Annotated in this window: 9 protein-coding genes, 1 tRNA gene and 1 pseudogene; 8 read left to right on the top strand and 3 right to left on the bottom strand. The window is 62.0% G+C overall.

Translation table 11 applies throughout. The annotated features are described in order from the left end of the window. Positions 1–101 precede the first annotated feature (101 nt). Together folK and folB are read right to left on the bottom strand one after the other, a co-directional pair. A complete protein-coding gene (gene folK, locus AC788_RS20585) occupies positions 102–617 on the bottom strand; it encodes a 2-amino-4-hydroxy-6-hydroxymethyldihydropteridine diphosphokinase (RefSeq protein WP_049862417.1) in 516 nt (171 codons plus the stop codon). Beyond that, the gene (gene folB / locus AC788_RS20590; RefSeq protein ID WP_049862418.1) at positions 608–961 is read right to left on the bottom strand and encodes a dihydroneopterin aldolase; all 354 of its coding nucleotides are present in this window, start codon (positions 959–961) and stop codon (positions 608–610) included. Before folB ends, folK begins: the two co-directional genes overlap by 10 nt. 74 nt (positions 962–1035) lie before the next feature. On the opposite strand from folB, the gene plsY reads away from it, so the two are divergent. Further along, the gene (gene plsY, locus AC788_RS20595) at positions 1036–1605 is read left to right on the top strand and encodes a glycerol-3-phosphate 1-O-acyltransferase PlsY (RefSeq protein WP_049862419.1); all 570 of its coding nucleotides are present in this window, start codon (positions 1036–1038) and stop codon (positions 1603–1605) included. A gap of 16 nt (positions 1606–1621) precedes the next feature. Here plsY and tsaD read toward each other — a convergent pair whose 3' ends face one another. Further along, positions 1622–2647 carry a tRNA (adenosine(37)-N6)-threonylcarbamoyltransferase complex transferase subunit TsaD gene (tsaD, locus tag AC788_RS20600; RefSeq protein ID WP_049862420.1) on the bottom strand — a complete coding sequence of 342 codons (1026 nt, stop codon included), beginning with the start codon at positions 2645–2647 and terminating at the stop codon, positions 1622–1624. A gap of 195 nt (positions 2648–2842) precedes the next feature. On the opposite strand from tsaD, the gene rpsU reads away from it, so the two are divergent. The 7 genes and pseudogenes from rpsU to AC788_RS20635 all read left to right on the top strand — a co-directional run bounded on the left by rpsU (position 2843) and on the right by AC788_RS20635 (position 12492). Then, a complete protein-coding gene (gene rpsU, locus AC788_RS20605; protein ID WP_002551877.1) occupies positions 2843–3058 on the top strand; it encodes a 30S ribosomal protein S21 in 216 nt (71 codons plus the stop codon). Positions 3059–3365: 307 nt separating this feature from the next. Beyond that, complete coding sequence (gene dnaG, locus AC788_RS20610; RefSeq protein WP_049862421.1) at positions 3366–5324, top strand: DNA primase; 1959 nt, start codon at positions 3366–3368, stop codon at positions 5322–5324. Positions 5325–5391: 67 nt separating this feature from the next. Beyond that, entirely contained in the window at positions 5392–7236 is a 1845-nt protein-coding gene (gene rpoD, locus AC788_RS20615; protein ID WP_049862422.1) for an RNA polymerase sigma factor RpoD, read from the top strand. 373 nt (positions 7237–7609) lie between these two features. Beyond that, positions 7610–10558, top strand: a pseudogene (locus tag AC788_RS20620) (sensor domain-containing protein); the annotation flags it as partial. A gap of 14 nt (positions 10559–10572) precedes the next feature. Then, a tRNA-Ile gene (locus AC788_RS20625) sits at positions 10573–10649 on the top strand. 299 nt (positions 10650–10948) lie between these two features. After that, entirely contained in the window at positions 10949–11641 is a 693-nt protein-coding gene (locus AC788_RS20630; RefSeq protein ID WP_049862423.1) for a bacteriorhodopsin, read from the top strand. Between the two features lie 20 nt (positions 11642–11661). Then, positions 11662–12492, top strand: a complete 831-nt coding sequence (locus AC788_RS20635) for a Brp/Blh family beta-carotene 15,15'-dioxygenase (protein ID WP_177327983.1) — start codon at positions 11662–11664, stop codon at positions 12490–12492. Positions 12493–12640: the final 148 nt, after the last annotated feature.

Here is a 12640-nt window from a genome sequence, read left to right on the forward strand (position 1 = left end):
AGCCCCCCTCCCACAGGGACGTGTGATCACCTGGGGCTCCCATGGGGAAGTGGGATCACCTGCGGGAGCGGGTCTCTGCCCGCGAAGAAGGCGCAAGCGATCTAAAGCGTGGCAGGGGTCAATTGCTGTCCGCGCCATTCGAAGGGGACAGGTGCCAACACCTGGTCGATACTCGCCTCGCGCCACAACCGGCCAAGACTCACACCTGTACCCGGATGCACCAACTCTGGCGCAATCAGCGCCAATGGCCACAGGACGAACGCGTTTTTCAGAATTTCGGCACGCGGCAATATCAGCCCATCGAAGTTGCCGACCAAGTCGGCGTACAACAATACATCGATATCCAGCGGCAGCCCCTTGCGGTCCGGGGCGTAGCGGCCATTGTCGGCCTCGATGAATTTCAGCCGGCGGTCCAGCTCCTCCAACGGCAGATCGGTCAGCGCGGTGACCACCAGGTTGAAGAACGGGCCGCTCTTGATACCCACCGGCTGGCTTTCGAATACGGCCGAGCAGCGCAGGTCCACGAGGAAGGCGGCCAACGCGTCGAGCCCGGCGCACAGATGGCGCTGACGATCGACGTTGCTGCCCAGGCCCAGATAGATTCGATTCAGCGACATCCGCGCTCGATCTCCACGCCTACACCCTGCGCCGCCGCGACGGCACCGGGCTTGGTGACTTTGAGCCGCAGCCAGGGAATACCGAATTCGCTCATCAGCAATTGGGCAAGGCGCTCGGCGAAGGTCTCGACCAGCTCGAAGCGCGCCTGGGCAGCAAAGGCCTGGATGCGCTGCGAGACGGTCGCGTAGTCCAGCGCGAGCGTCAGGTCGTCGCCCGCGGCAGCCGGACGATTGTCCCAGGCGAATACCAGGTCCAGACGCAGGCACTGACGAATGTCACGCTCCCAATCATAGGCGCCGATCACCGTGTCGACTTCCAGGCCTTCGATAAACACTTTGTCCAAGCACTTCACTCCGCAGCACGACAAGGGCGCCTGGCGCCGTTAGAATCAAGGGTTTCCCTACCCGGAAATAAAGCATGTTCTGGTTGCTGGCGCTTGGCGCCTACCTGCTCGGCTCGCTGTCCTTCGCTATCGTGCTCAGCCGCGCGACGGGTACTCCCGACCCGCGAATGAGCGGTTCGGGCAACGCCGGCGCGACCAACATGCTACGCCTGGCCGGTAAAAAGCTCGCCATCCTCACTCTGCTGGGCGACTTGTGCAAGGGTTTGCTGCCGGTACTAATTGCCGCGCAAGCCGGGATGACGCTCGCACAGCAAGCCTGGATCGGGCTCTGCGCGGTGATCGGCCACCTGTTTCCGCTGTATTTCCGCTTCAAGGGCGGCAAGGGCGTGGCCACCTCCGCCGGCCTGCTGCTGGGCCTGTACCCGCCTGCCGCGCTGCTGGCCATGGCTGCCTGGGCGCTGACCTTTCGGCTCACGCGCACCAGTTCACTCGCAGCCCTGATCGCCACGCCACTGACTTTGCCGCTGCTGGCTTGGCAACGCCCAGAGACACTGCTGCCCCTGAGCGTGCTGACCATCCTGATCATCTGGCGTCACCGCGGCAATCTGCGCGATCTGTTCGCTGGCCGCGAGCGGCACTTCTGAGCAGTTGCCGGCGCGTTCAGAGCGCTGGCAACTGCTCCATCGGCCAACGCGCCTGGACACTGATGGCCAGAGTTTCCTGCTGCCCGGCTAACAGACGCTGACACCCAGCATAGGCGATCATCGCACCGTTATCGGTGCAGAATTGCGGGCGGGCGTAATAGACGTTGCCACCCAGCTCGCCCAGCATCTTTTCCAGGCCTTGGCGCAATGACTGGTTGGCACTCACCCCACCGGCGATCACCAGGCGCTTGAGGCCGGTCTGCTTCAAGGCCCGGCGGCATTTGTAGGTCAGCGTATCGACCACCGCCTGCTCGAACGCCAGAGAGATATCGCAGCGAGTCTGTTCGCCGTCATCGCCAGCGCTGCGGCACTGCTGCCAGGTGTTGAGCGCGAAGGTCTTCAGACCGCTGAAACTGAAATCCAGGCCAGGGCGGTCGCACATCGGACGAGGAAAGGTGAAGCGCCCGGCCACGCCCTGTCTGGCCAGGCGGGCAATCTCCGGGCCGCCCGGGTAGTTCAGGCCGATCAGCTTGGCAGTTTTGTCGAAGGCTTCCCCGGCCGCATCGTCCAAGGTCTCGCCGAGCAAGGCGTACTGGCCAATGCCGTCGACCTGGACCAGTTGCGTATGGCCGCCGGATACCAGCAGGGCGACGAACGGAAACTGCGGCGGTTGCTCTTCCAGCATGGGTGCCAGCAGATGGCCTTCCATGTGGTGCACGCCCAACGCCGGTATGTCCCAGGCGAATGCCAGCGCCTGGGCGCAGGAGGCGCCGACCAGCAGCGCGCCGACCAGGCCGGGGCCGGCGGTATAGGCGATGGCGTCGATCTCGGTGGCCGCGCAGTCGGCCTCGGCCAACACCTGACGGATCAGCGGCAGCATGCGCTTGACGTGGTCGCGCGAGGCAAGCTCAGGCACCACCCCGCCATAGGCGCGATGCAGGTCGATCTGGCTGAACAGCGCATCGGCCAGCAAGCCGCGTTCACTGTCGTATAATGCGACACCGGTTTCGTCGCAGGACGTTTCCAATCCCAGTACTAGCATGGCCAGGCCTTGTGGAGCTGTATTCGAAGGCGCGCATGATAGTCGTCGAACAGGGCACCGACCAGCGGTTTTCGATCAGAGGCTTTGCATTCCTGCTGGGTAAGGGTTAACATCCGCAACCCTTAAAAACCGACGTACTTATGCGCGCTTTTGCCATGAGATGTCGACCCCGGTAATGAATGAAGGTAGCTCTGGATGCCAGCCGTCAAAGTTAAAGAGAACGAACCCTTCGACGTAGCTCTGCGTCGTTTCAAGCGCTCCTGCGAAAAAGCCGGTGTACTGGCTGAAGTTCGTAGCCGCGAATTTTACGAGAAGCCGACTTCGGAGCGTAAGCGCAAGGCAGCAGCCGCTGTCAAACGTCACGCCAAGAAAGTCCAGCGCGAACAGCGCCGCGCCGTTCGTCTGTACTAATACACAGACGTTCGTCGCAAGCTTCTGCCTTGCCCGGCCCACAGCCGGGCTGCCGGCAGTTGCCGCAGTCCCCCGCCTCAAACGTCAGAACTGGCTTCATTGCCAGATCGTGCACGTCATCCTGACGAGCCTTGCAAGGCTGCAGACGAGCACACTTATTCCGTTGGTAACGCCCTCCTTCGACTGCTGCCCAAGGCGCCGTTGAACGCAGAGACGTTTCCGACATAGAAATCAGCGCTGCAAAACCTGCCAGACCGATTTCCAATGGGTACACTTCCGCTCCTGGGCTGCTGATAAAGAGAACGCCATGGCCGGGCTGATTCCCCAAGGCTTCATCGACGACCTGCTCAACCGCACCGACATCGTCGATGTGGTGCAGTCACGTCTGCAAATGAAGAAAGCCGGCAAGAACTACACGGCCTGCTGCCCTTTCCACAAGGAAAAGACCCCCTCTTTCAGCGTCAGCCCCGACAAGCAGTTCTATTACTGTTTCGGCTGCGGCGCCGGTGGCAACGCCCTTGGCTTCATCATGGACCACGACAACCTGGACTTTCCCCAGGCCGTCGAGGAACTGGCCAAGGCCGCTGGCATGGAAGTGCCGCGCGAAGACAGCGGGCGCAACAGCAAGCCGCGCCAGCCGACCGACTCACCGCTGTATCCGCTACTGGAAGCCGCTGCAGAGTTCTATCGCCTGGCGCTCAAGGGGCACCCGCAACGCCGGGCGGCCGTCGACTACCTCAAGGGCCGTGGCCTGTCCGGCGAGATCGCGCGCGATTTCGGCCTGGGCTTCGCACCGCCTGGCTGGGATAACCTGTTCAAGCACCTGAGCAGCGACAGCCTTCAGCAGAAAGCCATGATCGATGCGGGCCTGCTGGTGGAAAACGCCGACTCGGGCAAGCGCTACGACCGTTTCCGCGACCGCGTGATGTTTCCCATCCGAGATAGCCGCGGGCGGGTCATCGCCTTCGGTGGCCGAGTGCTGGGCGACGACAAGCCCAAGTACCTGAACTCCCCGGAAACTCCGGTGTTTCACAAGGGCCAGGAGCTGTACGGCCTGTACGAGGCGCGCAAGCACAACCGCAACCTTGACGAGATCATCGTCGTCGAGGGCTACATGGATGTCATTGCCCTGGCTCAGCAAGGCTTGCGCAACGCCGTCGCGACCTTGGGCACGGCCACCAGCGAGGAGCACCTCAAGCGTTTGTTTCGCGTGGTGCCCAGCGTGCTGTTCTGCTTCGACGGCGACCAGGCCGGCCGCAATGCCGCCTGGCGTGCACTGGAAGCTGCGCTGCCGAGCCTGCAGGATGGGCGCAAGGCGCGCTTTCTGTTTCTGCCCGAAGGCGAAGACCCGGACACCCTGGTGCGCGCCGAAGGCACCGACGCCTTCCGGGCTCGAATCAACCAACACGCGCAGCCGCTGGCGGACTATTTTTTCCAGCAGCTGACCGAAGAAGCCGATCCGCGCTCGCTGGAAGGCAAGGCGCACATGGCAACGCTGGCCGCGCCGCTGATCGACAAGGTACCGGGCGCCAACCTGCGCACCCTGATGCGCAATCGCCTGAGCCAGATCACCGGCTTGAGTGGCGAGGCCGTCAGCCAGCTGGTGCAAAGCGCGCCCCCAGCGCCGACGCCCAGTCACGATCCGATGGCCGATTACGATTCGATGCCGGGTTATTCGCCGGACTTCAGTGACTTTCATGCGCCGCCGGCCTTCGAACCACAGCAACAATGGACATCGACCAAGACGTCCGGCAAGAAATGGGAAGGCAAGCCGTGGAAAGGCAAGGGCAAGCGTGATTTCGAACCGCGCCCGCAGCCACGCACGCCGGTGACGGTGGAGCCGCCCACGCTCAGTGCACTGCGTACTCTGCTGCACTATCCGCAACTGGCGGAGAAGGTGGAGGATGTCAGTCACTTTGCCGACGAGGAACAGCTGCACGCACAACTACTGGTGGCACTGCTCGAAGCCCTGCAGAAGAATCCCAAGCTACGCTCTCTGCAGTTGATCGCGCGATGGCACGGTACCGAACAAGGCAAGTTGCTGCGCGCATTGGCCGAGAAAGAATGGCTGATCGATGCCGATAACCTTGAACAACAGTTTTTCGACACTATAACTAGCTTGTCCGCTCGCCAACGCGAGCGTTGTCTCGAGCATTTGCTCAGAAAATCAAGACAGAGTGAACTGAGCGCAGAGGAAAAGAATCAACTGCGCGAGCTCCTCAGCCGCAATGTTCACGCACAAACCCCGACCTCAACTGGCGCGTGAGGTCCTAGCTCGGGTATAATCCTCGGCTTGTTTTTTGCCCGCCAAGACCTTCAGTGGATAGGGTGTTATGTCCGGAAAAGCGCAACAGCAATCTCGCATCAAAGAGTTGATCACCCGTGGTCGTGAGCAGGGCTACCTGACTTACGCGGAGGTCAACGATCACCTGCCCGAGGATATTTCAGATCCGGAGCAGGTGGAAGACATCATCCGCATGATCAACGACATGGGGATCAACGTATTCGAGAGTGCTCCGGATGCGGATGCCCTTTTGTTGGCCGAAGCCGATACCGACGAAGCGGCGGCCGAAGAGGCCGCTGCGGCGTTGGCAGCGGTCGAAACCGACATCGGTCGCACGACCGACCCGGTGCGCATGTACATGCGCGAAATGGGTACGGTCGAGCTGCTCACGCGTGAAGGCGAAATCGAAATCGCCAAACGTATCGAAGAGGGCATCCGTGAGGTGATGGGCGCGATCGCGCACTTCCCCGGCACGGTCGAGCATATCCTCAGCGAATACGACCGCGTGACCACCGAGGGTGGTCGCCTGTCCGACGTGCTCAGCGGCTACATCGATCCGGACGACGGCATCGCGCCGCCGGCCGAAGTGCCGCCGCCGGTCGAGAAGCCGGCTGACAAGGCCGACGCCAAGGATGACGACGAAGAAGAAAGCGACAGCGACGACGAGGAAGAGACCGAGAGCGGTCCCGATCCGGTCGTGGCCCAGCAGCGCTTCGGCGCCGTGTCCGATCAACTCGCCGTTACCCTGAAAGCGCTGAAGAAGCATGGCCGTCACAGCAAGCAAGGCATCGCCGAGATGCTCGCGCTGGCCGAGCTGTTCATGCCGATCAAGCTGGTGCCCAAGCAATTCGAAGGCCTGGTGGAGCGTGTTCGTGGTGCCCTGGATCGCCTGCGTCAGCAGGAACGCGCCATTATGCAGTTGTGCGTTCGTGATGCTCGCATGCCGCGCGCCGACTTCCTGCGCCAGTTCCCTGGCAACGAAGTCGACCAAACCTGGAGCGATGCTCTGGCCAACGGCAAGGCGAAGTACGCCGAAGCCATCGGTCGCTTGCAGGCCGACATTCAGCGCTGCCAGCAGAAGCTGAGCGCGCTGGAAGCGGAAACCGGTCTGACCATCGCCGAGATCAAGGACATCAACCGTCGCATGTCGATCGGTGAAGCCAAGGCTCGCCGGGCGAAGAAGGAGATGGTCGAAGCCAACCTGCGTCTGGTGATCTCGATCGCCAAGAAGTACACCAACCGTGGCCTGCAATTCCTCGATCTGATCCAGGAAGGCAACATCGGCTTGATGAAGGCGGTGGACAAGTTTGAATACCGTCGCGGGTACAAGTTCTCGACGTACGCCACCTGGTGGATTCGTCAGGCCATCACCCGCTCGATCGCCGACCAGGCGCGCACCATCCGTATTCCGGTGCATATGATCGAGACCATCAACAAGCTGAACCGCATTTCGCGGCAGATGCTGCAGGAGATGGGTCGCGAGCCTACGCCGGAAGAGCTGGGCGAGCGCATGGAGATGCCCGAGGACAAGATCCGCAAGGTCTTGAAGATCGCCAAGGAGCCTATCTCCATGGAGACGCCGATCGGTGACGACGAAGACTCCCATCTGGGTGACTTCATTGAAGACTCGACCATGCAGTCGCCGATCGACGTGGCCACCGTGGAAAGCCTCAAGGAAGCCACGCGCGAAGTGCTGGGCGGCCTGACGGCACGGGAAGCCAAGGTGCTGCGCATGCGCTTCGGCATCGACATGAACACCGACCACACCCTCGAGGAAGTCGGCAAGCAGTTCGATGTTACCCGTGAGCGTATTCGTCAGATCGAAGCCAAGGCGCTGCGCAAGCTGCGTCATCCGACGAGAAGCGAGCACCTGCGCTCCTTCCTCGACGAATAAGCCTCAGCGACGAGCACCACCAGAACCCCCGGCCTTGCCGGGGGTTTTGCGTGATGGACCCATGACCCCAAAGTTTGTTCGCCCCCCTCTTCCCGCTGGCTGCCGCGCCCGACTACACTGGCCCTTCCTGCGATGGTCCAACGAGGCTGCCATGCATCGACTGCCGGCACTTGTGCTGCTGACTTCGCTCGCCGGGGCAGCCATCGCCGACACTGTTTCTCCCGCTGGTTACCCGCTTGGGCTAGTTGAACATCCGCCTTTGCTTGCGAGTGTGGCCGAGGCGCGCCCCCTGCTTGCCACGGCGCCAGACGCCAGTGTGCCAACGACGCAGCAAGCCTCGTCGGCCAATGCTGCGCCCGCCCGTGACTGGTACTCCGCCCTGATCTACGGCCTGCCCGGCCTGGTCATGCTGGTCATTGCCCTGGGCGTGGTGATCCGCATCAACCGTCGCCTGACCTCGGAAATCAGCCAGCGCATCGCTCTGGAACGTGAGCTGCGCAGCAGCGAATACCATTACCGCGGCCTGATCGAGAGCCTATCGGCCATCGCCTGGGAAGCTGACACGACCGACTACACCTACAGCTACGTCTCACCCCATGCCGAGGCGCTGCTGGGCTACCCGTTGCAGAGCTGGCTGGAGCCCGGTTTCTGGCAGCGCATCCTGCATCCGGAGGACGCGAGCTGGGCGCGCGATTACTGCGCCGAGCAGACCGCTGCAGGGGTGGGTCACTCCCTCGAATACCGCGTGATCACTGCAGACGGTCGCAGCCTGTGGGTGCGCGACATCGTCAGCCTGATCAAGCATGACCAGCGACCGGTGATGCGCGGCCTGATGATCGACATCAGTGAAACCAAGAAGATCGAAGAAGCCCAGCGCCTGTCCGAGCAGAAGTTCGCCTCGGTGTTTCGTCAGTGTCCCGACATTCTGGTCATTGCGCGGCTCAGCGACGGCTGCCTGCTTGAGGTCAACGAAGCCTTCGAGGAACAGATCGGCCTCAAGGCGGCACAGGTGGTCGGACGGCGCGCAGCGGAGCTCGACATCTGGGGCGTGGACGGCGTCGCGCCGCGACTGCTCAAGCGCCTGCAGGGCGGCAGCATCCGCAACCTGGAGATGACCTTTCGCCGCGACAACGGCCAGCGCTTCACCGGCCTGCTCTCGGCCGAACCACTCCAGCTGGAAACCACGGCGGCGATGGTCGTGGTGGTGCGCGACATCAGCGAGCTCAAGCAGACCCAGCAGCGCCTGCAGATTTCCGAGGAGAAGTTCGCCAAGGCGTTCCACGCCTCGCCCGATGGCATGCTGCTGACTCGTCAGAGCGACGGCTTGCTGATCGAAGTCAACGAAGGCTTCAGCATCATGACCGGGCACAAGAGCAAGACGTCCCTGGATCGCTCGACCCTCGAACTGGGCATCTGGGCCGATCCCAACGAGCGAAAGCGGCTGCTGGACAAGTTGCAGCGGCAAGGCTTCGTTCGTGACTTCGTCTGCCGCATCCGGCGTATCGATGGCCAGGTGCGCCTGTGTGAGGTGTCGGTACGGCCGCTGCCCATCGGTGGGGACGCCTGCATGCTGACCATTGCCCGGGACATCACCGAGCGCCAGCAGATGCAGCACAAGCTGACCCTGGCCGCGACGGTGTTCGAGAGCACGGCCGAGGGCGTGCTGATCACTGACACCCAGCAACGCATCAGCATGGTCAACCGCGCCTTCACCGAGATCACCGGTTTTTCCGAACAGGAAGTGCTGGGCGAAACCCCTCGCCTGCTCGCCTCGGGCCAGCACGACAGTGCGTTCTACATTGCCATGTGGCATCGCCTGGCCGCCGAAGGGCATTGGCAGGGCGAGATCTGCAACCGGCGCAAGAACGGCGAGCTGTACCCCAGTTGGTTGACCATCAGCTCGGTACGCAACAGCGAAGAGGCCATCACCCATTTCGTCGCCGTGTTCGCCGACATCTCCAGCCTCAAGCACGCTCAGGCGCGGCTGGACTATCAGGCGCACCACGACCCGCTCACCGGCCTGCCCAACCGAACCCTCTTCGAAAGCCGTCTGGCCGCCGCCCTGGCCAGCCAGAACGAAGCCGGTGGCCAAGGCGCAGTGCTGTTCCTGGATCTGGACCGCTTCAAACACATCAACGACAGCCTCGGCCACCCCGTAGGCGACCTGCTGCTCAAAGGCATCGCCCAGCGCCTCAAGGAACAGGTGCGCGACATCGACACCGTGGCGCGCCTGGGCGGCGACGAGTTCATCATTCTGCTGCCGGGCCTGGCCCACGCCAGTGATGCGGAGCACATTGCCGCCAAGGTCCTGGCCTGCTTCGCGGCGCCCTTCCAGGCCGGTGACCATGAGTTCTTCACCAGTGCCAGTATCGGCACCAGCCTGTATCCCCAGGACGGCACCGACGTCGCCACCTTGGTGAAGAACGCCGATGCTGCCATGTACCGCTCCAAGGCCAAGGGCCGCAACCGCGTGGAGAGCTACACCCGCGACCTCACCACTCAGGCGACCATGCGCATCGCGCTGGAGCACGAGCTGCGCCGGGCGATCGAGCGCGATGAGCTGAGCCTGAGCTACCAGCCCAAGTTCAGCATCGACTCGGATCTGCTGGTAGGTGCCGAAGCGCTGATCCGCTGGAAGCACCCCAACTTCGGCGACGTGCCGCCCGAGCAATTCATTCCGCTGGCCGAAGAGAACGGCATGATCCTGCAGCTCGGCGATTGGGTGCTGGAGCAGGCCTGTCGGCAGCTGCGCGAGTGGAAACAGCTCTACCACGAGTTCGGTCCGCTGTCGGTCAACCTGGCCGGCGCGCAACTGCGCCAACCCAACCTGCTCAAGCGCATCGAAGGCCTGCTGGCCGACAGCGATCTGCGCCCGCAATCGCTGCAACTGGAGATCACCGAAAACTTCATCATGAGCCAGACCGAGGAAGCGCTGGTGGTGCTGCATCAGCTCAAGCGTCTGGGAGTGCAACTGGCCATCGACGACTTCGGCACCGGCTATTCATCGCTGAGCTACCTCAAGCGCCTGCCGCTGGACATCCTCAAGATCGACCAGTCCTTCGTCCGCGGCCTGCCCGACGACCCCCACGACGCCGCGATCGTACGCGCCATCATCGCCTTGGGCCGAAGCATGCAACTGACCGTCATCGCCGAGGGCGTGGAAACCGCCGCACAGCAAGCATTCCTGGCCCGCGAAGGCTGCGAGCAGATCCAGGGCTACCTCGTCAGCCTCCCCCTGCCCCCCGACCGATTCGCCGCGACCTTTCTTCGTATGCGCCTTACGGATTTTTCGGATAGCACTCCCTGCAATCCATCGCTATAATCGGCGGCCTTCTGGGGCCTATAGCTCAGTTGGTTAGAGCAGGGGACTCATAATCCCTTGGTCGCAGGTTCGAGTCCTGCTGGGCCCACCAAGATTTTGGAGCCGCGCTTTGCGCGGCTTTTTTTATTTCTGGCGAGATCATTCCAATACGGTCCCGTAGTGCAACGCTGCAAGGTGAATTCTCGATCCAGCATGGAGGAGGATTCATGAAAGATTTTCGACTTGTGATCCCTTGATCAAATCGGCGAGCGCAGCTTTCGACACCGCTGAAACATCCTGAACCAATTTATCCGTTGACTCCTCTATCTGGACTGTAACGCCAGCAAATGTCCTGTTCTCTCAAGGACGCGGCTGCCGATGCGATCTCATAGACCATTTGGATAAATCCCCATGACACAGACACCTCTGCTCATCGGCTTCGTCATCATGTCGCTTGCCTCCTTGGCTATCTATGCCAAAGGTGCTCACCGCGGGCCGCTGCGCGGCCATACGCTGATCCATGCAGCTGTTCCCTTTATCGCCGCTACGGCGTATCTCGCCATGTACTTGGGTGTCGGCAATCTGATCAAGCCGGACGACAGCATCACTTATGTCGCCCGCTACTTCGACTGGCTCCTGACCACGCCCCTGCTGTTGGCAGGCGTTGTCAGCTCGGCGTATCTGGGGGCTCGCGAGCGCGATGGTCAGGCCGGTTTCGTGACGTCCATCGTAACCTTGGACGTGATGATGATAGTGACAGGCCTGATTGCCTCTCTGGCGCTCTATGGCACCATCAAATGGGTCTTCTTCGCTTGGTCATGCGTCGCATTCGTCGGCGTGCTCTATCTGATCTGGAAGCCATTGGCGGCGCTTTCCGAAGCGTCTCCGGCAATCGGCGCGGCCTATCGTAAAAACAGTGGCTTTCTCACCGTGCTCTGGCTGATCTACCCCGTTGTCTTTGCCGTCGGACCGGAAGGCATCTGGGCAATCAGCGATGCAGCGACCCTCTGGATCATTCTGGTACTCGACGTGCTGGCCAAGGTTGTCTACGCCTTTACCTCCGAGCGCAATCTGCGCGCGGCGCTTGTTCATTCCGGCACCTGAGAATGAACCGGAGCGGCTGGTTGGCATTGCTGTTGACCGCCGCAATGGCCAGCGTAGACGGGGGAGCGGGACAGCTGACGTTTGCGCTGGCCGTAGGGCTGGGCTTGGGGCTATTGCACGGCGTCAGCGACCTACACCTTGTGGCACCGGCCCGGCGCTGGGGTTTTTTGTGCGCTTATCTGGCGGTGGCTCTGGGCTGCCTGGTCTTTTGGCAACTCGCAAGCGGGACGGCTCTGCTGCTGTTCTTGCTGCTCTCGGTCTGGCATTTTGTCCACGAGGATGAAGTGTTTCCTGATCGGCTGACTTCGCTGGCATTGGGCGTTTTCATCGTCGGTGGCCCGGCGGTGATGCACGAGGCAGAGGTCACTCGGTTGCTGGCGTTGAGCATGGGCTTGGGCGAATCCAATGCCCTCGCAGAGTGGCTGACGTGGTTACTCGCCGCAGTTGGCAGCGTGGCGCTGCCGATACTGCTGCTGGCTTCCTGCCGACGACGCTGTCTTTGGTTGGCGACCACCTTGATCGGGGTAGTGCTGGCACCACCGTTGGTAGGATTTGCGCTGGGTTTCTATCTATTGCATGCCGCGCCCCAGACCCGGGTTCGTCAACGAATGCTGGGCGTACCTGATTTAGCGGCCTATCTACGGCTCACTTGGCCAATACTATTGGGCGCAGCGCTGTTCACCTTGGGTGGTGGCCTGCTCTTCCTCCTCCAGGAGCACACTGGCATCCGTGCCTTGTTCGCTGTGCTGACTGCCTTTGCAGTGCCGCACATGCTTGTCCTACCGCGCTTTTTGCCCGCAACTGGCACTGCTGGCCAATCCGGTGAGGGAACTCGACTCGTTGGGAGATAGCTTCCCGGCAGAGCATTGAAGGCATCATCGATTCCCTCAATCACCCCATCAAAACAGCCGATTGGCCATTTCCCGCCCCCCTCCGTAACGTAACCACCCGGTGCGACAGATGCGCGCACCGTCTGAGCTTGTCGTCCCCCTGCTCAGC

The organism is Pseudomonas sp. RIT-PI-a (genome assembly GCF_001187875.1).
Taxonomy (GTDB): Bacteria; Pseudomonadota; Gammaproteobacteria; order Pseudomonadales; family Pseudomonadaceae; genus Aquipseudomonas; species Aquipseudomonas coleopterorum.